Genomic DNA, 21,558 nt, shown 5'->3' on the forward strand with positions numbered 1-21,558 from the left:
GGTTGTCAGTCGGCCGGCTGTCGGCGCAACGTGAGCCAGCCCTCCCGGGCGGTCAGGTCGACCGGGAACGCGTCGGCCAGGTCGGGCGGCTCGGCGACCTCGACCCAGCCGTCGGTCTCCCGTTCCCGCCACGACCAGCTCCGGTGCGGGTCGGCGGCGGGACTGACCAGGGCGAGCGTCGCGGCGTCGGTCAGCACCGGCGCCACGAGGAATCCGGTCTCCAGCCGGGCCAGCGCCGCCTGGTGGTGGTCGGCGTCGAGCCGGGTGGAGACGGTCGGCAGGACGCCGGAGGTCGCGTGGATCGCCCCGGCCGGCTCCAGCAACACGGTGAGGGTCAGCGCGGACAGGTCGACGCCGACCGCGAGCGGCGGGTCGACCTCGTCGGCGGCGAGCGTGACCACGTCGTGGTAGTGCTCGTCGAGCTCGCCGTCCGGGCCCTCGCGCCAGTAGCCGAGCGTCCCGTCGCCCAGCCGACCCCGTTCACCGAGCCGGACCGGGAACCGGACCAGGGGATAGCCGTCGCTGTCCCGGTCGGTGCGCCCCAGGTCCTGCCGGAACACGTTCCAGTCCTGGTGGACCAGTGGTACGCCGGGGGCCTCCAGATCGAGCCGTAGCCGTACGACCGCCACCGGCCGTCCGACCAGGGTGGCCCGCCCCGAGTGCTGGCCCGGGTCCTCCGGCTCCACCGCCTCCAGCGTGTCGTCCAGCCGGGACATGAACTCGGCCAACCGCTGAACGCCCAGGTCACGTAGCCAGGTGACGACCCGACGCAGCTTGCCGTTGGCGATCATTTCGGGCTCGGTGACCAGGCCGTCCGGGGCGGCCTCCCACCGCACCGGGGCCGCGCTCAGGTAGAGCGTGCCCAGCCACTGCCCGTCGGTGGCGTAGACCCGCAGCCCGTCGTCGAGCGGATCCGGCAGCAGCCACCCGCAGACCGGCGAAGAGTCCGGCAGCCCGCTGAGCGGACGGTCCGGGTGGTCGCCGTCGAGCAGGTCGAGCCGAATCCGCGCCGGTACGGCGAGTCGAGGCGGCATCGCCACCCAGGTCGGCCGGTTCGGCGTACTCAGCCAGGTGGTGGTCCCGGGCCGTTCGACGTCCACGTCGTACCCGATGCCGAAGCTGTCCACGATCCGCAGCCGTCGTACCCGCAACGCGCCGGACCGGATCGGGTTGAAGTCGCTCATCGGCACCGGCGCGTACCGGCCCTCTCCCGCCACCGCCGCGTCGACGACGGTGGCCAGCGCCTGACCGGCGGGAAACCCCAACGGGTCGGTGATCGGCAACTGGCGGACCATCCGGAGCATGACCAGGGCGTCGTTGAACCCGCCGAGGCTCTGCGCCAGGTTGCTCCCTTCCTGCACCGCGAGATGCCGGTACGCGGCGGCGAGGACGGGCAGCCGCTTGTCGTCGGCCCGCGCGGCGCACCAGTCGAGCAACGGCCCGGGATCGGCGTCGAGCTGTGCCGAGGTGAACGGCGGCAGGCCGGAGGCGGTGCGTTCGTCGTTCGCCCGGGCCAGTGGCGTACTCCGCAGGTAGCGCAGGATCCGGGTGGAGAGCACCGGCCGGGTGGCCGAGGAGAGCACGGTGCTGCCGGTGTAGACGTTCGCGCCGCTGTCCACCAGGTCGCGGCCGGGGCGTGGACGCAGTTCACGGTCGCCGTCGGCCAGCGTGTAGTTCGCGGTGACGAAGTCCGGAGCGAAGTCGTGACCCGAGGTGCCGAGGTTGTTGCCGGCGCGGGTGGGGAAGAACTCGACCTCCCAGTGCAGCAGTACCGGGTGCCACGGCTGTCCGGTCCAGGCACGTAGGCCGGGATGGTCGGGCTCGTCCTCGGCCAGCTTCGTGGCGAGCGCCCCGGCGAGGTCGGCGAGCCGACTGACGCCGGCCGGTCCGGCCAGGTCGGTCTCGCCCAGGTCGGCGAGGTCCAGCGGCGTGCAGGGCAGTAGCCCGTCGGGCTGGTCGGCGCCGTCCCGGCCGTACCGGTCCGACGGGGTGGCCGCCGCGCCGGTGAGCAGCACCACCGGCTCGTTGGGCAGATGGTACGGAGCGTCGGGCACCTGTTGCAGCACAAAACGACTGCGGGCGGTGGTGCTCACGACGACGTTGACCTCGTCGAGCGCCCGCTGCGTCTCCTGCCGGGCCGCGAGCAGCCGGTCGGCCAGACTGGTGCTGGTGCTGGTGCTGGTGCTGGTGCTGGTGCTGGTGCTGGCCGGGGGCCGACCGCCGAGCGCCGCGAGCCGGGCGGTCACCGTGTCAACCTGACGTCGCAGGTACAGCGCGACCAGGTCCGGGTCGGGGAAGTCGGAGCGAAGGCCCTCCGGGGGGTACGCGCAGACCACGTACCGGTGCCAGTCGGCGAAGAGCCGGCGGCGCAACCCGGTCACGACGGCTGCTTCCGCGTCGTACCCGGACTGCGCCTGGTTCAGCGCGACCAGCAGGTCGCCGACGTGCTCGGGCAGGGAGAGCCGCTCCCGGGCCTGGCGCTGCTCCGCGGTGACCGGGTCGCCGCCGGCCCCGTCGGGGGTGAGCGGGTCGTCCTGCCGGCGTACGGTCCAGACGGTGCCGGCCGCGACCGGTCCGAACGAGGCCGTGTGCCGGGCCTGGGCGAGGCGGGTGGGCAGGTCGAGGCTGGTGTTCTCCAACTCGTCGGCGACGGTGAGCGCCTCCAGCAGCTCCTCCGTGGTCGTCTCGGAAACGTCGGGCAGCACCGCGCCCAAGTGCGCCGCGAGGGCTTCGGTGGCGGTGTTCGCCACCCAGACCCCGCTCTCGGTCCCCACTGCCGGGCCGGGCGTCGGCGGTGTCTCGGCGCCGCCGGCAAACGTCAGCCGGCCGTAGCAGAGCATCCGGGTGGGGGCGTCGCCGCCTTCGATCGAGACCGACCAGTCGAGCGCGTCGGCGACGGTGTCGGGCCACGGCCGGTCGCCGGCCGAGGTCAGGACGGCGTGCAGCTCGTCGTCGGCATGATCGGCATACCACCCGACCACGTCGTAGCGCAGCCCGGCGGCAGGTACGTCCGCCCCGTGGTCGGCGTCGTGAAATCCGAACACGCTGGACGAGTTCGGATAGAACGCTGCGAACGTCGGCTCACCGTAACCCAGCGCGGTGAGCGCGGCGACCCGATCGGCGGGCGGGCCCGGCCACGCCGACAGCGGCAGCCGACGGCCCAGGCGGCGCCAGGGCCGGCCGGTCGGGCCCGGAGGGTCGCCGTCGAGCAGCGGATAGCCGACGGCACCCCGGTCGACGTCGGTGAGCACGTCGCTCTCCACCACCCAGCGGTCCGCGACGCCGTCCGCGCCGGTCCGGGTGACCAGCCACCGGTTCGGGACCCGGGGCAGGTCGATGGTCGGCCCGGAGTCGCCGGCAGCAGCGGTATGGGTCAACCTGGTCAACGCGTCCGGTAGCGACCAGTGCAGGTGGACCCCGGCCGGGAGGAGCAGGTCCTGCTGGAACGGGGTGGGCAGGATCGTGTCGCTGAGACTCGGCTCCCCGTGGTCGACGTCCCGGCCGGTGATCGCGTCGACGTACGGCAGTCGGCTGAAGTCGGCGGTCGATCCGGTGACGGCCCGGTCGGTGGCGAGCCAGAGAGCATCCACCCTTACGGGCACGGCGAGTAGGCGCATGAGGCGTCGGTTCCCCAACTGCTGGTGACGGTGTCGGGCCTGCGGGGGCGATGTTCGTCCACCATAGACGGTCTGTCGGCGAAGCGCTTCGAGGATCCCACCGCGCCGTAGCCGTCGTGAGTACGCGACCCCGCCGCGACACCAACCGCAGCTTCCGACCGGAGCATCACGTCCCTCGTGATGGGTCGCGGGCTCGGTCGACCCTCAGCCTGTCGCGCCCTCGGGCGTCAAGAATCTGCTGGTCAACTTGCTGATCACCGGGCGTCGGCATTGCCTGAAGCGTAACCTCTTGGTTACGCTTCAGGTGTGGACAAGGTAGCCGGCGCGGTCGCCGACCCGGTTAGACGGGAGATCCTGCTGATGTTGCGCGACGAACCACTCTCGGCCGGCGAGATCGCCGACCGGTTCGTGATCAGCCGGCCGGCGGTCAGCCGTCACCTGCGCGTGTTACGCGAAGCCGGACTGGTCCTGGACGCGGCCGACGGACGCCGACGTGTCTACACGCTGGTCACCGCGCCACTCAACGAACTGGCCGGCTGGCTGGCACGGCTGGCCCGCCCGTCCGGCTGGCAGCACCACCTCGACGCACTGGAGACCGAGGTTTACCGCACCCGCCGGGAGCGGCAGACAACCGCCGCACCGCACCCATCACAGAGGGAGACCGCATGAGCCCGACACCCACCGGCCGAGTCTTCGGCAACGACCTTGTGCTGACCCGTACGTTCCGCGCGCCCATCGCCGACGTCTGGGCAAGCCTCACCGATCCGGGTCGCACGGCACGCTGGTTCGGCCCCTGGGAGGGCGACGCCGGGCCGGGCCGCACCATCAAGGTCCAGTTGGTGCAGGAGGAGGGCGAGCCGTGGACGGACATGACCATCGACGCGTGCGAACCGCCGAGGCGACTGGCGGTCTCCGCCGTGGACGAGCACGGCAGTTGGCTTCTGGACCTGGTGCTGGTCGAAGACGCCGGGGTGACCGAGCTTCGGTTCACCCAGCACCTGACCGAAACGGAGCGCGTCGGCGATACCGGCCCCGGCTGGGAGTACTACCTGGACCTGCTGGTCGCCTCCCGCGACGGTCAGCCCGCACCGAAATTCGACGACTACTACCCGGCGATGAAGGAGTACTACGAGGCGCAGCGGTAGGCGTACCTCAGCGGGCCCCGTGACGCGCGATCGGAGGTACGAGCGCGCACGGGGCCGCCGCTCCGTACGAGGAAGGCATCGACCCCAGCGGTCCACCCGCCGGTGTCGAGGCAGTGGATCAGCTCATGGCCTTCTTGACGAGGGCGGTGATCCTCTGCGCGGCTTCGTCGCTCAGCTCGGTGACGGCGAAGGACGTGGGCCACAGGCCGCTGTCGTCGGCGAGGTTCGCCTGGGCGGTGAAGCCGAAGGTTGAATAAGGCTAGTTGTCCAGGTGCCCGCTACGGAAGAAGCACACGACCTTCCCTTTCCGAGCGTAGGCCGGCTGTCCGTACCACAGCTTGGGTGACAGCTCCGGGGCGTTCGTGGTGACGATGGCGTGGAGGCGCTCGGCCACCGCCCGGTCCGACGTCTCCATTTCCGCGATCTTCGACAGCACGTCGAGTTCCTCGGCGGCAGCCTTGTTGCCGCGACCGCGACTCGTCCCCTCTTTCAGCTCCGCGGCGCGCTGCTTGATGGCAGCACGTTCCTCCTCCGAGAACCCGTCGGCGCTCCTTGTGGTCTTCGCGTTTCCGGTCGCGCTCATCGCCACCTCTTCCCTGGTCATCGCCGCTGGATACTGGCCGTAACGCTAGCGGTGCCGCAGAGGCTGGCGCTTCTCGAATCATGACTGATGCTCGCCGAGTTCATCTTGACCGCACCTCGCCCGCACAACCCACCACTGTTCGAGCGGGCACCGGCCGGTGCGGATCGGGCAGAGCTCGATCCTCGCGCTTCCTGCTGTTCTCCGCGCCACCCGGACAACAGCTCACGTCGCGACGACCAGGTCGGTGTGTGTGGCAGCGCGGTTGAAGGGGGGCGTTATCCCAGCATGGAGTCGTATTTGTTGCCGTCGTTGTTCACGGGGCGGAAGTGGTCGTTGGCCGCCGAAGCCTGTAGCGACGCCAGCAGACCGTCAGCGGCGGGCAGGTCGAGTGCGTCGCGTAGCCGGGTCCGATCGGCGTCGAGATCGGGCCAGTCCTCGCGTATCTCGTCGTCCGCCTGCGCCAGCCAGGCCCGCAGCGGCGCGCCCCCGTCCTCGGCCGCCGGAATGGCGGTGGCGTCGTGCAGGCTGGGGAGGCCGACCACGAGCGCCAACGCGTCGCGCAGCCCGGTGGCGATGAGGCCGCCTTCTCCCTCGGAGCCGACGTACACCACCGGGCGCGTCTCGCCCACGGTCCCCGCGAGCATGAACGCCCCGCCGGACGCGTCGCCGGCAATCATCTCGAGGGACTCGCCGTTGGCCAGGTGCACCGGCTCAACCGGGCCGTTGACCACCCGGGCGACGTCGAAATCGAATTCGGCCAGCAGGTCGGCGATCCACGGGCTCTCCTGGATCAGCTCGAGCAGGTCCACGTCACGCATCCCGGCACCCTACCGACCCAGCGCCCCGGACGGGCACTCCAGGCCGGGTCGGCGGGCAGCCAGCCTGGTCAGACTGGCCGGATTCCTCCCTGTCGGCGGTGGGATCAGTCGGGCTCGGCCGCCAGGCCCTGCTCGCGGAGTTGTTGCATCAGCAGTGCCGGTGGTAGATCCGAGTCGGGGTCGGAGGTGCGCGGGCCTTCCGGCCCGTCCGGGCCGACGCGGATGAACGTCTCGATCCGGGTGACCCGGCACGGCACGCCCCGTACCTCGAAGTTGTCGGTGCGCGGAGGCTGGTGCGCCGCGCGGGCCCGCTGGTACGCGGCCATGAAATCCTCCACCGAGCCGTCCTGGTCCGGCAGCTCCGGCATGGAGAAGGATCCCGCGTCCCGGGCGGCCTGCGGCGTGGCGTACGTCTCCGACGACTGGGGTCGCCAGTTGCCGTCCACGTGCTGCCCGATGGTGTAGCCGACGGGGAGTAGCACCACGTTCGGGTGGGTGGTCATCGCCCGGCGGGAGTCGGCGTACATGTCCTCGGCGAGGGTCTTCGGGTAGGACGCCGAGATCATTTCGAGCCGGACCAGTCCGTCGGTGAGCCCGGTGCCGGCGGTCGGATCAATGACAAAACCGTCCATATGTGATGTGTCCCGGGTCGCCTGGCCCGGGGGATACGGGTCCGGATCGGTGGGCCGGGGCGGCTCCGGACCATCCGGGCCCATCCTGATGAACGGTTGGGCGCGGATGATGCGGTAGCGGCGGCCGTTGACCGTGGCCTCGTCGATCGCCTCCCAGTCGAGCTGCTCGTACACCGTCTCGTACTCTGCCCGCTCGGCGGTGTGCTTGGCGGTCTGCGGTGTCTCGCTGTGCAGCCGGCGGAAGTGGGACGCGAGGCCGTCGCGGGCCGCCTGTGGCGCGTCGGCGTTGAGCTGCAAGATTCGCCATCGGCCGTCCACCTCCTCGGCCGAGCCGAAGACCGGGGCACCCCACATGATCGTCGGGTAGGCGAACGAGCGGTGTTGAGCGTCGTGCTCGGAGACCGCCGACACGGGGTCGTCCCGCTGCTCGATCCTGATCAGCAGGTGTTCGGGAACCCGCTTACCGTCATGGGTCATGTGCGCATTGTGTTCCATCGGCCGCAAAAACGCAGCCCCGCCACCTCCACATTCTGTCCGTCGGCATCAGCAACCCGGCCTCAGGATTTGTCGGAACGCCCAAGCGGCCGGGCGGGTAGGGCCAGCCGTTGCCACCGGTGAGACGAACGCGCCGTCCGATCACCGCCAGACGACCGAGCCCCTGTCGACCAGGCTTCCCGTCATGAACAACGCACTTGACGGCAAGGTGGCCCTGGTCACCGGTGGCAGTCGTGGCATCGGCGCCGCCGTGGCACTGCGCCTGGCCGAGGAAGGCGCCGACGTGGCGCTGACGTTCCAGCGGAATCAGCAACGCGCCGACGACGTGGTGGACCAGATCAAGGCCGTGGGACGGCGGGCGATCGCCGTACGGGCGGACAGTGCCGACCCGGCGGCGGTGGTCGCCGCGGTGGACCGGACCGCCGGTGAGCTGGGTCGTCTCGACATCCTGGTCAACAACGCCCACGCGTTCCTGGTCGGACCACTGGAGCAACTGAGCCTGGAAGATTTCGAACAGAGCGTCGCGGTCAACGTCCGGGCGCCGTTCGCCGCCTCGCAGGCGGCGGTGCCGCACATGTCGGCGGGCGGGCGGATCATCAACATCGGCAGCAACATGGCCGAGCGGGCGCCCTTTCCCGGCTTCTCCCTGTACTCGACGAGCAAGACCGCGCTGATCGGCCTGACCAAGGCGCTCGGACGCGAACTCGGCGGCAGGGCGATCACCGTGAATCTGGTGAACCCAGGACCTACGGACACCGAGTCGAATCCGGCCGACGGCCCCAATGCCGGCACGATCACCGGGTTCACCGCCCTCGGTCACTACGCGGCGCCAGCCGACGTGGCCGCGGCGGTGGCGTTCCTCGCCAGCCCCAACGGCCGTTACATCACCGGCGCGACGGTCAACGTCGACGGCGGCTTCACCATCTGAAGACCCTCCGCCGGCAACGAGTCCTGCCTGGCCCGCCGCAGGCGAGCGGGAGAGCGGGACTCGTGGCCGGCGGAGGGCGGACGGGTCAGTTCTGGATGGAGAACGTCGCGACGACGCCGTTGTGGTCGGAGTTGGTGCCGGTGACGATGTCGTAGCCGGTCATCCACATGAGCTGGTACTCCGGCAGCCGCTTCCAGAAGTAGACGTAGTCGATGTGTCGGTTGCCGTGCGTGCCGGTCCCCTGCTCGCCGTACAGGTTGTAGTTCGAGCGCAGGTTCGGCAGCGGGTTGGCCTCGAAGACCTGCCACGGGAACTTCGCGTACCCGTAGCTCCGGTCGGCGCTGAAGTCGACGTTGAGGTCACCGCTGACGATGACCTGGCCCTCGTCCTGCTTGTCGACCGCAAGATCCTTGAGCCCCTGGAACTGCGCCTCGGCGCACCTGGTACGCGGCAGGTCCTCCGGCCGCCCGGCGCTCTCGATGCTCGCCACCGCGTGGGCGTTGATGTGGGTCACGTTACGGCCACTGGCCTTGTGCCGATACTTGACCCAGTTGTTGTACCGCGCGGGCGGCACCTCGCCCGGACCGTTGGTGTCGCAGACGAAGATCGAACCCCTGTCGACCACGTCGAACATGCTCTTCTTGGCGATCAGCGCCTCGCCAGCCTGGTTGGTCCCGCCCGGCGCGTACAGCCACCAGCCGTTGTCGGCGGCCCAGCCCTCCAGGAAAGCCTTGCGGTTGCCGACCTCGTTCAGACCGACGAGGTCCGCCCTGGACGCGATGAGGTTCAGGTCGTGCACGAAGTCGGCCTGGCTCAGGCCGTTGTAGATGTTGAGCGTCGCCGCCTTGAAGGCCACGTTCGCGGCGACCGCCGGGGTGGCCGGCAGCAGGGCCGCCACCAGCGCGACCGCGCCGGCGAGAGCGCCCAGGGCGCGGGCCGACCAGTGTGTTGTCTTGCGCATCGACTTCCCTTCGCACACGGAACCGCCGTCGATGGCGGCCAGCGCACGCTAGCGATCCGAGTCGACGCGACACCGAACAACGGGGAACGAAAGATCGACAGGTCGCCCGCCAGCCGAGGCGGGTGGGAGGTTCACGATCAGCCGGCAACCTGCTCGGTCGTGGAGGTCTCGGGCAGGTTCACCACCAGGTCGTAGGCGTCGAGCAGTTCCACCTCCTGGTAGGTGTCCATCACCCGGATGCGGTCGGGACCGGCCAGCCGCCCCCGCGCCCCGCGCAGGTCGAGCGCGCGCAGCCCCGGCACGGCGCCGAACGCCGCCTCCACACTGCCCTCCCGCGCCGGATCGAGGTCGACCCCGACGATCTCCACACCGCCCGGCCGGTCCGGGTTCGCCCGGCGCGTCACCGTACGGCCGGCGCTGCTGGTCACCGCCACCGACACGTAGTCGCCGCCCAGCCGGTCCGCCAGGTGGTGCCCCATCGCGGAGAGCGAGAACGCCGGCGTGACGACCGGTGTCCGCTGGATGTGACTGTTGTGTGCCGCGACGACGATCTTCGCGTCCGGGCCGAACCGGTCGAGCAGCCAGAACACCGTCTCGGCCATGCCACGGTCGCGGGCGGCCACCTTCGGGTGCGACGTGTCACCGGCCATCCGCGCGGCGACGCTCCGGGTCGACTGGTCCAGCAGGCACACCAGCCGCAGCTCGTGCCGGGCGATGCGGTACGACTCGACGCCACCGGCCGACACGTACTCCGGCTCCAGCGCGTCGAACCGGGTCGCCAGCTCCGCCAGCATCGCCGTGATCCCGTCCCGCTCCGCCGGGGCGAGCTGACCGTAGGCGGCGTACGCCGGCAGCGAATGCTCCCCCGCGTACTTCTCCATCAGCGTGACGAGCCGATCGACGACGGTCGTCGCGTCGCCGTCGACCGTGCCCAGGTAGCGCCCGATGTTCTGCATCGCGGGTAGGGGAGAGGCCGTGGAGCCCGGCACGTCGATCCCGAAGAACCGGACGGGGGTTGTGCCGGCCGCGTTGGCCTCCCGCATCCACTCCAGGTGCGCGCGCATCTCCGCAGACCGACCGAACGTGTACGTGATCCCGTTGTCGGCGATCGTCCGCAGGTCGCCGGGACCGCCGCGCACCCACGCGTCCACGGCCAGCCCCTCGCTGAACCCCGACTCCAACCCGTACACGGTGAACCCCAACCGCTCGACCAGGAACCGTGTCAGCCGGTGCCGGAGCAGACCGAATTCGCGTACGAGGTGGGAGTTCTCACCGATGGCCACCACCTTGGCCCCGGCCAGCCGTACGGCCAGCGGCTCCAGATCGTCGAGCGGGGCTTCCGGGTCCAGCGTCGCCAGGGTCATCGCCTCGTCGGCAACGAAGTCAAGGAAAGCGTCGGGCATTCGGCCACGCTACCCGGCACTTCCCCGGAAGCCCGTCGAGGACACGTCGCGGCTGCTGTCCGGCGATCCGGCGCCCGGAGCTCCTCGTTCGGCCCACGGCCGATGGGCAGCTAGGCGACCGTCGGTGTGTGGTCGGCGAGTTGCGGCGTCGGCAAGCACTGGAGGAGCGTGGTGAGAACCTGCCGGCGGTCGTCAGCGCGCCACGCCACGGCCAGCTCGGCCGGTGCCAGACCGCTCACCGCCCGGCATGCGACGCCCGGCCGCCGGTAGAGGTCGACGTTCCCCTCCGCCAACAGCGCCACGCCCAACCCCGAGGCGACCGCCTCGAACACCTCGTCCGGCGAGGCGGCCTCGCCGCTGAGGACCGCTTCCCGCCCGAGGCGGGCGTCCGTGGCGAGCCAGAAGTCGCGCAGCGGCCCGGCGGCAGCCGGCAGGGCGATGAACGGCTCCCCGAGCAGATCGGTGAAGGCGACTTCCGTACGGTCGCTCAGCCGGTGTCCCGAGGGCAGCGCCACCCACCGCCGCTCGCGGGCCAGGACACGGATACGCAGCCCGTCGCCCGGGACCGGCAGCCACACGAAGGCGACGTCGCTGGTGCCGTCGGCCAGCCCGGCGGTCGGTTCCTCCCAGCCCACCAGCCGCATCGAGACCGTCCAGTTCGCGGCCACCTCACGGAACCTCCGCAAAGCTGGCCGTTGCAGGTCGCGTCCGACGGCGGTCTGCATGCCCACGGTGAGGACTCGTCGGTCGGCGAGGGCTCGGGCGGCTTCGACTCCACGGGTGAACACCGAGATGGCCTCGCGGGCGGCCGGCAGCAACGCCTCGCCCGCGGGGGTCAGCCGTACCCCACCGGTCTCGCGGCGGAACAGGGGGAACCCGAGCCGTGTCTCAAGGACCCGGATCTGCTTGGACAACGCCGGTTGAGACACGAACAACCGTTCGGCGGCCCGGGTGAAGTGCAACTCCTCGGCGACCGCTACGAAATAGCGCAGCTCCCGTAGGTGCGCGTCCATCATCCATCGCTATCACAGTTGGCTTCTCCCGCCCAACCCTGGCGCGCACAGTTGGCCTGTGTCCCGCCCAACCCTGGCGCGGCCGGCCATAACCACCGGTTATCGCGACGGGTCTTGGCGCTTACCAGGCCGACGTGGCGAGACTGGCAGCCAACGCGGATCACAACGGAGGAAGACAATGTCCGAAAGAATCGGGCGGACGTCGAGGCGTGGCCTGTTGGCGGCGGGTGCCGCCGGCATTTCGATGGCCGGTCTCGCTGCCGGATCAGCCAGGGCGAACACCCAACATCCACCGGAGCCCGGGCGCGGCGCGGCAAACCCGAACGGCCGCTTCGCCGACAAGGTCGTGTTGATCACCGGCGCCACCTCCGGCATCGGCAAGGCCACGGCGTACGCGATGGCGCGCGAGGGAGCACGGGTGTTCTTCTGCGGTCGCCGAACCGCGCTCGGCCAACGCAACCAGCGTGAGATCCGGGACTTCGGCGGCGAAGCCACGTTCGTGCGGGCAGATGTCCGTCGGGAGCAGGACGTCGCCGCGTTTGTCGACACCTGCGTACGCCGGTACGGGCGCATCGACATCGCCTTCAACAACGCGGGAGTGGAGACACCCCGCCCGGCGCCGCTGCACGAGCAGTCGATCGAGGTGTTCGAGGACGTGTGGCGGACCAATGCCGCTGGCGTCTTCCTGGCCATGAAACACCAACTACCGCACATGCTGCGGCAGGGCGGTGGCGTCATCATCAACACCGCCTCGATCTCGGCGGAGGTCGGCTTCGCCACGATCGCGCCGTACAACGCGAGCAAGCACGCCGTCGCGTCGTTGACCAAGGTCGCCGCGCTGGAGTACGCCGACCGGAACATCCGGGTCAACGCGCTGGCACCCGGCGCGGTCGACACCCCGATGCTCGAGCGTGCCGCCGCCGGGTTCGGTGTGACGTACGAGCAGATTGCTCAGGACTACCCGATAAAGCGAATCGTCAACCCGGACGAGATCGCCCGGGTCGTGATGTGGTTGGCCTCCGACGATGCCACCGCCGTGATCGGCACAGACATCGACGCCTCGGGTGGATACCTCACCGGCTGATCGGACCGACCACCTCGGTCGGTATCCCGAGTAGAAGACCGAGCCCTCGTCGGGGCTCTGGAGCGTGCCTTCGACAGTGGTCTGATCCACCCGCGCTACCGGACCCGCTGAACCGCCACCGCCCACCGCCGCGTACGGCGTCCCGGTCTCTACTCGCTGAACTCGACCACGGGGAGCGCTTTGTCCAGCCGACCGGCGACCAGGTCGTCGTGGCGGATCACAAAACTGCCGTAACAGAATTCGTCGGCTACGGGAAAGCGGGCGAGTGACATCCACTCACCCGTCAGACGGTGCTTCTCCAGCTCCACATGGGAATACCATTTGGCCACCGGAACGACAATCTCACCGGACCTCTCGCGTCCCGCGAGGGTCTGCTCGGCAATGCTCGTCATCACCTCATCGTCGACGTAGCCGCCGAGGTAGGCGCTGGCGAGCCCCTCGTCGGGCGGCCAGAGGTCATCGGCCAGAGCGCGGAGCCCGTCCAGGTGCGGCATGTCCCGCTCCAGGTCACGACCCAGTTGCTGCTGGAAGGGCGACAACTCGTCCTCGTCATCGTCCCGGTCCTCGTCGTGGCGGGTCGCGAACCATTCGGGCAGCTCGGCCAGGAGGGTGGCGCTGACGTCGTACCGCTGGCCGATGATGTCGGGGTCGAGGGGTTCCGCGACCGCAGTAGCGGCGTGGGCCGGTACATGGACGACTCGCGCGTACCTCTGCTCGCCGTCGGCACTGGCCAGGTGGTCGTTCTCGTGGTTCAGGAAGAACAGCAGCGAGCCGGCTGCCGGCAGGCCGAGACCATCGACCCTCGGCAGCGCGGCGCAGTCGACGGAAAAGATGAAGGGCAACTGCTTGGCCCGATCGGACGGCCAGTCCTCGCCCACCGGCAGCCGGGGCAGCCCACCGAACTGTCCGACCGGAACGCCGCCGGAGCCTCCGCTCAACCGGATCGACAACCGGAGCTGCTTGACGAACCTGCTGATCTCGTCGTCCGGGACGCCTAGAGCGAGCGCCGCAGCACGAAACCGCCCCTGATGATCCATGGCTCAGCATGATGCCACGAAGGGATCGCGCTCGGACCGCGGAGGCGCCGATCCTCCTTCACGTCCGAGGTCGACACTTGTCACACTCGGGCCGTGGAGATCACCAGGACAGTGGTTGCCGGAGGAGGCTTCGCTCTGTTCGGCTGACGTCGATTGTCATCGGCCCGCAGAAGGCCCTCCCCGGCCCGCTGTCGGCCGGGCCACGTACGATGTCCGCCCCTCGGGCGCGGGCGTAGGCCGGTTACCTCTGGCTCCAGCGTCGTTGGCGGAAGGCGGCGTCGGAGATCGGAGTTGGGCGGCGGAAGCGAACCCGTAATCGTCGAATGCGAATCGGTTGCCGTACACCCACGCATTGTCGTCGGCGCCACCGGCCCGCTCGACCAGGCTCTCTTCCCGGGTGACATGGTCTTCTGATTGGCTTTCTGTCCGCCTGCGAGGCGGCCTCGGTGCCTCGGCCCCGATTGCGATGGAGACGCCGGTGATCTGCCTGGGAGTCGAAGCCGCCGCAGACGGTGCCGGTCCCGGAGCGGGCGGAGCAGCGGGTGGAAAAGCTGCGCCTCGCCCTGGGCCAGCCGATGGCATCCCGGGCAGATTCGTTCGCTGTGCCGGTGGTCGTCGGAGGAGCTGCGCCAGTTGTGCTGCTTGTGCGGGTGACACCGTGGGGCCGCTCAGGGCGGGGTCCAGTGACGGCGTGAGTGGCACGCCAAAGGGGCCACGCACACCGGAGGCTCCCGGCTGAGACGGCAGGTCGTTCACCCGACCCGGGGCAGCCGGAGGGATCCCGGGCGGATTCGTTCGCTGCGCTGGTGGTCGTCGGAGGAGCTGCGCCAGTTGTGCTGCTCGTGCGGGTGACACCGTGGGGCCGCTCAGGGCGGGGTCCAGTGACGGCGTGAGTGGCACGCCAAAACGGCCACGCGCACCAGCGGTTCCGGGTGGAGTTGGCAGGAGGCGCAGCTGCGCGGCCGTTGACGCTGTCTCACGCTCAACCTGTACGCTGTGGATGAGGTCAGCCATGTTGTCCATTGGCCCCGGGGTCGTGCCTGTGGCGCGTGTTTCTCTCGATTGCGATGCCATCGGGTCTCGCCTCCCAGTTGTTATGACTCAAGCATTGAACGGGCAACGACCAGGACTGGTTCACTGACGGTGTACAGGCAACGGTCTCCAGTACTCCAGCGGTAGCTGGTACGAGGTGGCGGGCCGTAGATTTGAAATCGTACGACCCGCCAGCCGGCCTAGCCCTTTTGATCAGCTTGGATCTCTGTCGTCAACAGACCCTGACTGCGTCGACGATGTTGTTGAAAGAGGGTGCGGACTGAGCCATGGGCGCTACGCTGTCGCCCACCGGGATCCATGCCGAGCCAGACCAGTTGTAGAAGGTCGCGTGAACGTGGCCGACCTGGTTGTTGAAGTACGAGGACATTTTGTCGTTCCAGTAGCCGCCGGCCGGAAAGGGTACCTTCCCGAGGTCTTTGAACTCACACCGGGAGAGAGACAAGAACTCACCCTTGTAACCTTGCTCGCTGTATAGGCACAGGTAGTACGGCGGGCAGTAGTGATCTTGAGTGTCGGGTAGTTGTGACCCTCCGCTAATGCTGAATTCCGCGCCATTGGGTGGCGCTGCCTGGGCTGACGCGCCGAGTGGTGTGGCGAGCATGCTAAGCCCAACGGCGATGGGTAGCACGGCTCGCATGGACGTGGCGAGCATTCTGGGCAAACTCTTCACGGCGATCCCTCCGTAAACCCATTCTCTCGGGGTTCTGGTGAACGCATGCGCGGAAATGCGACTGCGTTTAGACGTCGGCTGTGACACGTTGCCGTGCCGGGGCAGTCGGAATAGCTGACGGAGTGCGGCTGTGCCCTGTCGGCTGCCGAACGGGTCCTCGCCAGCCGGAGGCTGCGGTCGCATGTCTCGTCGGCAACTCGCTTCTGTCGTGCTGGCACAATCCGCCCCTGCTCGGCTTGCGACTCGCGCGGCATGTCCCGTCCGAGGCCCTTGTCAACCAACCAACGTCGAGATCTACGATAAGAGGCCATTGTGGACAACGACTTTATTGAAGAGCGTAAGTTTGATTGGTCACCCGGTTGAGCATGCTGGCGCGTCCGCTGGGAGGCGAGGACTCATCTCGCGGTCTCTGGTGAGTGGCGACAGGGCTGCGGCCTTCGGTCGATCGAAGAGATGGGCGGGGGGCCGGTCAGCCGAAAGTGGTTGGTGCAAGAGCCTGGATGATTCCATGAACCGCGCGGGGCCAGGGTGCGTTACCTGATCGAACCCGCACACTTGGAGGCCAGTCTGAGATGTCCGTCGATCGATATGAGCACGGACAGGGAGATCGCGAGAGCGATCGATATGTCGATCAGGCAAGCGGTCCGGGCCCCCGTGCTCCCGAATCTCCGTCGTTGTTGCCGTACCTTCGGGGAGAGACCGTCGTCCGGTCCGCACAGCAGCGGCACGCCGACCGGCAGGCGCAGCTCGACCTGGCTTACACCGCCAGCGTCCTTCCGGCGGTAACTGGCGTCCACCCGGCGATCGAGGTTACCGCGCCCCGCCCCGAATATCGGCCTCCGGCCGCTGGTGCGGCATTCCAGGTGGCACGGCCGAGCAACTTGCATGACGCGTCCGCAATGTTGAGTCCCAATCGCTCGACCCACGGTAGGAAGGCTGCGTCGTCCGTCGCCGGACAGCCGGATCGGGGTGGAACTCGTGCCTCGCGAAGAGCCGCGGCGACCCGGGAAGACAACGGTGGCCGCTCCCGGGCCAGGTGAAGTGGACCTGGTGGTCGGGGGCATCGGCGTCGTAGGCGGGTGATGCCGAGGGAGAGCCGCAGGCGGGTGCGTCATCGGTGCGACGTGGGCCGGTCGCGGTGTCTGTGCCACCAGTCCCGCGCAGGTCGGCAACGATGCTGTTGCGGGTCGAGCGCCAGCGCCGGGGTGGATCCGGGGCCGGTCGTCGTCCTGGTACGTGACGGCGGCGGCGCTGGGCTCCGTCTTGGCCGGAACCGGGATGGCCGTGATCGTCGTACGCACGCGGTCAGCCGCGCGATGGCCTCGCTCAGCGCAGCCCAGCGACCCAGCGAGCGTTGCGGACGAAGGTATGGCGAGTGACGTCGGGACTGTCGAGAAAACAGCCGACCATCAGCGCGTCGCGCAGCATGGTGAGGGTGTCCGCCTTGGCGTCGACGTCATCGCGGTCGGCTTCGGCGAGCAGGCGTCGCAGCTCGGTGCGGAGCCAGGTGCGGTGGCTGCGGATCACCTGGCGTGCCGGGCTTTCGGGGTCGGGGTACTCGCCGGCGGCCTTGATGAACGAGCAGCCGAGGGTGTGGTGCCGGTAGGCGTCTTCGGCGATCCCCTCGATGGCCATCTCGAGCGCGTGGTCGGGAGATACGGCGTGGCCGAGCCCTTCGTTCCAGATCGCCTTGATCATCTGGTCTTCCCGTTCGAGGTACGCCACGACCAGGGCCTCTTTGCCGGCGAAGTGCCGGTAGAGCGTGGCGCGGGTCACTCCAGCCTCCTGGAGGATGCGGTCGACCCCAACGCCCCTGATGCCGTCGCTGTAGAACAGGCGGCTCGCCGTCGCAAGAAGGTGTTCTCGGGGTGCCGAGAGCCTGGTGCTTGCCATCGGGTCATCCTACACCGCAGACCGATCGTTCTTTCTGGTGTCGCTTGCTGACTTGCCTATGAGGCGCAGCCATGGTTTTCTGGAGCAGAACAGAACGACCGTTCTTTTCTCCTCTCTCTTTCAAGGAGCGCTCGTGAGGGCTCGGGTTCTCTTCGTGCACGGCCTCTGGATCCACGCTCGCGCCTGGGACCCGTGGCTTGACCTCTTCCGGACCGCAGGGTTCGTCACGGAGGCGCCGGGCTGGCCCGGCGACAGCGAGACCGCGAATCAGACACGCCAGCAGCCGCAGCGCGTCGCCGGCTACGGGGTACGCGAGGTCGCCGACCACTTCACCCGTATCGCGCAGCTCGGCGAGCCACCGGTTGTGATCGGGCACTCGTTCGGTGGGCTCATTGCCCAGAAACTGCTCGCCTCAGGTGTCGCCCGGGCTGCGGTGGCGATCGACCCAGCCCCGATCAGGGGCGTACGGGCACTGCCGTTCTCGCAGGTCTGGTCGGCGCTTCCGGTGCTGCGCCGCAAGGCCAACCGCGACCGTGCGGTGATGCTGAGCCGTCGCCAGTTCCGCTACGGCTTCGGCAACGCGGTCAGTCGAGAGGAATCCGACCAGCTTTACGACCGTTGGGCGATTCCCGGCCCGGGCCGGCCGATCTTCGACCTGACCGCCGCGAAGAACGACCCGGCGTCGCCGGTCGCCGTCAACCTCAGCGACCGTGCCCGGGGACCTCTGCTGATCATCGGTGGCGGCCGCGACCACACCATCCCCGAAGTGGTGGCACGGCAGGCGGCCGAGCTCTACCACCCGGGCGGCAACACCGAGTATCGGAAGTTCGACGACCGCGGCCACTCCCTCGTTTTCGACAGTGGTTGGCGGGACGTCGCCGAGCCCGTCCTCGACTGGGTGCTCACGAAGACGGCCTGAGCGCGCTCCAGCACTCCACCGTCCCCGCGCTGGCCCCGGACCGGACATTTCAGTGCTGTCCCGTCCAGTCGTTGTCAACCGGCCGTCCACTGATCGTCACTAACCTCCAGTCTTATTAAGGATCTTGAATTGTGCCAGGGCTCTTGGTCGCGGCCGAGGTGCGTTCCCTGCGGCCCAGCAACCGCACGCGGGGATTCGTACGGAGGATCGGGCGGCGACCGGTGACTCACCACGGCGGTTCGGGTACGTCAGCCCTAAGGAAGAGCACGTGACCCCTGCCCGTCACCTCCAAGCCCGTGGGGAAGCGGGGCCGGCGGGCACGGAGGCGCTCCGTCTGCAGATCATGGGCCCGCTGCGGGTCTGGCGAGGCGCCACCGAGCTCGACACGGGCCCCCCACAGCAACGCTGCCTGCTCGCACTCCTGCTGGCCCGCGAGGGCCAGCCGGTCAGTACCAGCGACCTGATCGCGATGATCTGGGGCCCGATCTCGCCGCCCAGCGCGGTGAACGTCATCCACAAGTACGTGGGGGTGCTGCGCCGTCTGCTCGAGCCGGACCTACCGTCGAGATCCCCCGGCTCGTACCTGTTCCGCAGTGGCAACGGGTACCGCTTCACCGCCGGGCCGGAGACGCTCGACCTGGTGGCGTTCCGTTCGCACGTCGGCGCGGCGAAGGCGAGCATGGGCCGAGGCTGCCTCGACGATGCGTTGGACCACTACACCAGCGCGCTGCGACTCTGCCGTGGCTTCGCAGGGGACTTCCCGGCGGACAGCACCGGGGCGGCGGCGATCATCGCGGGTATCGCGGGCGAGTTCTTCGACGCGGCCATCAACGCCGCCGAGATCGCCGTCCAGGTACGCCAGCCGTCGCGGGTCCTGGCACCGCTGCGGCTGGCAGCCGAGATGGACCCGCTCCACGAACTCGTCCACGCGAGCCTGGTGACGAGCCTCGCCGCGAGCGGCCAGCAGGCGGAGGCGCTCATGGTGTACCAGACAATCCGCAAACGCCTCGCCGACGAGCTGGGCATCGACCCCGGACAGGCCCTCCAGGACGCTCAGCGGCGGGTGCTCACCCAGACCACGTTGCCACGCGCCGAGGAGGCCGACCGGATCGCCCCCCTCGCCTGGACGGCCGGTGACGTACCGCTGGCACCACTGGTGCGTCCGGCGCAGCTACCTCCGGACCTGTCCCAGTTCGTTGGTCGCTCGGCCGAAATCGATCTTCTGAGCGACCTCGTCGTCGGCATGTCCGCCGTCGGAAGGACCAGTCCACTCGTGGTCGCGATGGACGGCATGGGCGGAGTGGGTAAGTCGACCCTGGCCGCCCACTTCGCGCGCCTGGTCGCCGACGAGTTCACCGACGGTCAGCTCTACCTCGACCTGCGGGGCGACCACGAGGACGAGAGTGTCCGCGCCGGCGACGCCCTGCACTCCATGCTGTACGCGTTGGGCGTCCCCGCGTCCCACGTCCCCGACACGTTCGACGCGCGCGTGGGCACCTACCGCAGCCTGACCGCCGGAAAACGCATCCTGGTGCTGCTCGACAACGTGCGGGATCCGGCACAGGTGCGCCCGCTGCTGCCGAACTCCGCCGAGAGTCTGGTGCTGCTCACCAGCCGGCGTCCACTTCTCGGCCTCGCCACCTTCGACGGCGCACACCTGCTGCGGATCGAGGTTCCGGACCTCCGGTCGGCCCGAGAACTACTGAAGCGCCGGCTCGTGCGCCTGCCGAACCGAACAACATGCCCGTACGACGTCGAGATCGTGGACGAGATCATCGAGCTCTGCGGTCGGTTGCCGCTGGCCCTGGCAATCCTGGCCGCTCGCCTGAACGCCCACCCCACGCTCTCGCTCGCCGCCGTCGCCGCCGACCTCCGCGACGGCGCACGCCGGCTGGAGGTGTTTCCGGGTGGTGCCGACGCGTACGACCCGCGTACCGCGTTCTCGTGGTCGTACCGACAGCTCAGTCCCGGCGCGGCACGTCTGTTTCGACTGCTGGCCGTCGCACCGAGCCTCGGAATCACGGCCGCGGCATCGGCGAGCCTGTCGGGCCGGGACGCGGTCCGCACTCGTGCCGAGCTCGAGGAGCTCACCGAGGCCGCGCTGGTGACCGAGCACGATGACGGGCGCTTCTCGTCGCACGTGCTGGTCAAGGCGTACGCGGAGGAATGTTTCGAGAGCGTCGAGCCGCCACAGGAGCGCCGCGCCGCAGTCAGTCGCCTGCTCCAGTACTACCTGCACAGCAGCTTCAATGCCCAGGTGTTGCTCGCACCACATCGCGTGCCAATCGAGCCCCCACCGGCGCTTCCCGGTGTCGTACCCGAACAGCCGGCGGCTTACGACGAGGCCATTGCCTGGTTCGCCGCCCAGCGGGAGGTGCTCAAGGAGGCGGTCCGGCTCGCCGACGACCTCGGGTATGGCATCGTGCCATGGCAGCTCGCCATCACGATGCAGCAGTATCTGCAGTGGGCGGGGCATTTCCAGGACTGGGAAGATGTCATGCGTACGGCCCTGCACGCGGCACGTCAGAGCGGCGACGAGGTGGGTGAGGCACACAGCCTGCGCAGCCTGGCCGGGGCCCGGTGGTCGTTCGGCGCGAACGTGGAGGCGCTCAACCTGCTGGCCGCCGCCTTGCAGATCTTCGAGCAACGGGACATGCGCCTGGAGCAGGGCCTGGTGAACACCAACCTCCACTGGGTGTACGAAGCGCTCGGCCAGGACGAGCAGGCGCTCACGCACGGGGAAAAGGCGCTGGCTCTCTACCAGGAGATCGGTTATCGCCGCGCGGTGACTTTCAGCCTCATGTCGAACGGCAGGTCGCTGGCCCGTCTGGGGCAGCTCGAGGAATCGGCCCAGGTGTTGGAGCAGGCGCTCAAGCTTCACGAGCAGATTCAGGGCGAGCGGGAGGTCGGCTCCGACGCGACGCTGCTCGCGGTGGAGGGCGAGACACGAATGGCCATCGCCGCAAACCTCGCCGAGACGGGCCGTTTCGGCGAGGCGGTGGAGCAGCTCGAGCTGTCGGCCGAGACGTCACGGCGGGTGAACCACCGGCCGAACCAGTTCGAGGCACTGCTACAGCTCGCCAAACTGTTGAACTTGATAGGTGACGCCGCTGCGGCCCGTGAGGCGTTGGAGCGAGCAGAGGCGGTGCTGGCCAGCTTCCCGGGCGGCGGCCCCGAACGGCTCAGGGACCGCTTCGCCTGCCTCGCCCGGAGGCTGCCGCCGGCACAGAAAGCTTGAGAGTCGGCCGAGTTGCCCGACCTGCGCCAGCGCGGCGGTGGCAGTCGCGTCGTGAACGCGACCACCACC

Annotated in this window: 15 protein-coding genes and 1 pseudogene; 6 read left to right on the forward strand and 10 right to left on the reverse strand. The window is 69.2% G+C overall.

Translation table 11 applies throughout. The features are described 5' to 3' along the window. Nucleotides 1-5: 5 nt before the first annotated feature. The gene (locus tag ACI2K4_RS00410) at nt 6-3,617 is read right to left on the reverse strand and encodes a hypothetical protein (protein WP_404507623.1); all 3,612 of its coding nucleotides are present in this window, start codon (nt 3,615-3,617) and stop codon (nt 6-8) included. Between the two features lie 306 nt (nt 3,618-3,923). On the opposite strand from ACI2K4_RS00410, the gene ACI2K4_RS00415 reads away from it, so the two are divergent. Continuing rightward, nucleotides 3,924-4,286 (forward strand): metalloregulator ArsR/SmtB family transcription factor, encoded by a 363-nt coding sequence (locus ACI2K4_RS00415; protein WP_404507624.1) that lies wholly within the window; start codon nt 3,924-3,926, stop codon nt 4,284-4,286. Continuing rightward, entirely contained in the window at nt 4,283-4,762 is a 480-nt protein-coding gene (locus ACI2K4_RS00420; RefSeq protein WP_404507625.1) for an SRPBCC family protein, read from the forward strand. Before ACI2K4_RS00415 ends, ACI2K4_RS00420 begins: the two co-directional genes overlap by 4 nt. Before the next feature lie 118 nt (nt 4,763-4,880). Here ACI2K4_RS00420 and ACI2K4_RS00425 read toward each other — a convergent pair. The 3 genes and pseudogenes from ACI2K4_RS00425 to ACI2K4_RS00435 all read right to left on the reverse strand — a co-directional run bounded on the left by ACI2K4_RS00425 (nt 4,881) and on the right by ACI2K4_RS00435 (nt 7,272). Beyond that, a pseudogene (locus ACI2K4_RS00425) lies at nt 4,881-5,345 on the reverse strand (iron chaperone). A gap of 275 nt (nt 5,346-5,620) precedes the next feature. Continuing rightward, nucleotides 5,621-6,163: a hypothetical protein gene (locus ACI2K4_RS00430; RefSeq protein ID WP_404507626.1), complete on the reverse strand. Its 543-nt coding sequence runs from the start codon at nt 6,161-6,163 to the stop codon at nt 5,621-5,623. Nucleotides 6,164-6,267: 104 nt separating this feature from the next. Beyond that, a complete protein-coding gene (locus ACI2K4_RS00435) occupies nt 6,268-7,272 on the reverse strand; it encodes a DUF5954 family protein (protein WP_404507627.1) in 1,005 nt (334 codons plus the stop codon). Between the two features lie 202 nt (nt 7,273-7,474). Here ACI2K4_RS00435 and ACI2K4_RS00440 point away from each other — a divergent pair, with 202 nt between their 5' ends. Continuing rightward, nucleotides 7,475-8,218 (forward strand): SDR family NAD(P)-dependent oxidoreductase, encoded by a 744-nt coding sequence (locus ACI2K4_RS00440; RefSeq protein ID WP_404507628.1) that lies wholly within the window; start codon nt 7,475-7,477, stop codon nt 8,216-8,218. Between the two features lie 85 nt (nt 8,219-8,303). On the opposite strand, the gene ACI2K4_RS00445 is transcribed toward ACI2K4_RS00440, so the two are convergent. The 3 genes from ACI2K4_RS00445 to ACI2K4_RS00455 form a co-directional block, all read right to left on the reverse strand. Beyond that, nucleotides 8,304-9,179 (reverse strand): endonuclease/exonuclease/phosphatase family protein, encoded by an 876-nt coding sequence (locus ACI2K4_RS00445; protein WP_404507629.1) that lies wholly within the window; start codon nt 9,177-9,179, stop codon nt 8,304-8,306. Nucleotides 9,180-9,316: 137 nt separating this feature from the next. After that, complete coding sequence (locus tag ACI2K4_RS00450) at nt 9,317-10,582, reverse strand: erythromycin esterase family protein (protein WP_404507630.1); 1,266 nt, start codon at nt 10,580-10,582, stop codon at nt 9,317-9,319. A 110-nt stretch (nt 10,583-10,692) separates the two neighbouring features. Then, entirely contained in the window at nt 10,693-11,598 is a 906-nt protein-coding gene (locus ACI2K4_RS00455; protein WP_404507631.1) for a LysR family transcriptional regulator, read from the reverse strand. 175 nt (nt 11,599-11,773) lie between these two features. Here ACI2K4_RS00455 and ACI2K4_RS00460 point away from each other — a divergent pair, with 175 nt between their 5' ends. Continuing rightward, nucleotides 11,774-12,679, forward strand: a complete 906-nt coding sequence (locus ACI2K4_RS00460; RefSeq protein WP_404507633.1) for an SDR family NAD(P)-dependent oxidoreductase — start codon at nt 11,774-11,776, stop codon at nt 12,677-12,679. A gap of 149 nt (nt 12,680-12,828) precedes the next feature. Here ACI2K4_RS00460 and ACI2K4_RS00465 read toward each other — a convergent pair whose 3' ends face one another. The 3 genes from ACI2K4_RS00465 to ACI2K4_RS00475 all read right to left on the reverse strand — a co-directional run bounded on the left by ACI2K4_RS00465 (nt 12,829) and on the right by ACI2K4_RS00475 (nt 17,332). Then, nucleotides 12,829-13,716: a DUF1963 domain-containing protein gene (locus ACI2K4_RS00465; RefSeq protein WP_404507635.1), complete on the reverse strand. Its 888-nt coding sequence runs from the start codon at nt 13,714-13,716 to the stop codon at nt 12,829-12,831. A 1,264-nt stretch (nt 13,717-14,980) separates the two neighbouring features. Beyond that, complete coding sequence (locus tag ACI2K4_RS00470; RefSeq protein ID WP_404507636.1) at nt 14,981-15,439, reverse strand: peptidase inhibitor family I36 protein; 459 nt, start codon at nt 15,437-15,439, stop codon at nt 14,981-14,983. Between the two features lie 1,326 nt (nt 15,440-16,765). Next, nucleotides 16,766-17,332, reverse strand: a complete 567-nt coding sequence (locus ACI2K4_RS00475; protein WP_404507637.1) for a TetR/AcrR family transcriptional regulator — start codon at nt 17,330-17,332, stop codon at nt 16,766-16,768. Nucleotides 17,333-17,465: 133 nt separating this feature from the next. Here ACI2K4_RS00475 and ACI2K4_RS00480 point away from each other — a divergent pair, with 133 nt between their 5' ends. Continuing rightward, nucleotides 17,466-18,251 (forward strand): alpha/beta hydrolase, encoded by a 786-nt coding sequence (locus ACI2K4_RS00480; RefSeq protein WP_404507638.1) that lies wholly within the window; start codon nt 17,466-17,468, stop codon nt 18,249-18,251. A gap of 268 nt (nt 18,252-18,519) precedes the next feature. Beyond that, entirely contained in the window at nt 18,520-21,489 is a 2,970-nt protein-coding gene (locus tag ACI2K4_RS00485; protein ID WP_404507639.1) for a BTAD domain-containing putative transcriptional regulator, read from the forward strand. Nucleotides 21,490-21,558: the final 69 nt, after the last annotated feature.

Source organism: Micromonospora sp. NPDC050397 (assembly GCF_044901685.1).
Classification (GTDB): Bacteria; Actinomycetota; Actinomycetes; order Mycobacteriales; family Micromonosporaceae; genus Micromonospora_G.

What these genes read in the sequence shown, in the direction of transcription:
- ACI2K4_RS00410 (WP_404507623.1), bottom strand. Translation starts at nt 3,617, where the DNA reads ATGCGCCTACTCGCCGTGCCCGTAAGGGTGGATGCTCTCTGGCTCGCC.
- ACI2K4_RS00420 (WP_404507625.1), top strand. Translation starts at nt 4,283, where the DNA reads ATGAGCCCGACACCCACCGGCCGAGTCTTCGGCAACGACCTTGTGCTG.
- ACI2K4_RS00430 (WP_404507626.1), bottom strand. Translation starts at nt 6,163, where the DNA reads ATGCGTGACGTGGACCTGCTCGAGCTGATCCAGGAGAGCCCGTGGATC.
- ACI2K4_RS00435 (WP_404507627.1), bottom strand. Translation starts at nt 7,272, where the DNA reads ATGACCCATGACGGTAAGCGGGTTCCCGAACACCTGCTGATCAGGATC.
- ACI2K4_RS00440 (WP_404507628.1), top strand. Translation starts at nt 7,475, where the DNA reads ATGAACAACGCACTTGACGGCAAGGTGGCCCTGGTCACCGGTGGCAGT.
- ACI2K4_RS00445 (WP_404507629.1), bottom strand. Translation starts at nt 9,179, where the DNA reads ATGCGCAAGACAACACACTGGTCGGCCCGCGCCCTGGGCGCTCTCGCC.
- ACI2K4_RS00450 (WP_404507630.1), bottom strand. Translation starts at nt 10,582, where the DNA reads ATGCCCGACGCTTTCCTTGACTTCGTTGCCGACGAGGCGATGACCCTG.
- ACI2K4_RS00455 (WP_404507631.1), bottom strand. Translation starts at nt 11,598, where the DNA reads ATGATGGACGCGCACCTACGGGAGCTGCGCTATTTCGTAGCGGTCGCC.
- ACI2K4_RS00460 (WP_404507633.1), top strand. Translation starts at nt 11,774, where the DNA reads ATGTCCGAAAGAATCGGGCGGACGTCGAGGCGTGGCCTGTTGGCGGCG.
- ACI2K4_RS00465 (WP_404507635.1), bottom strand. Translation starts at nt 13,716, where the DNA reads ATGGATCATCAGGGGCGGTTTCGTGCTGCGGCGCTCGCTCTAGGCGTC.
- ACI2K4_RS00475 (WP_404507637.1), bottom strand. Translation starts at nt 17,332, where the DNA reads ATGGCAAGCACCAGGCTCTCGGCACCCCGAGAACACCTTCTTGCGACG.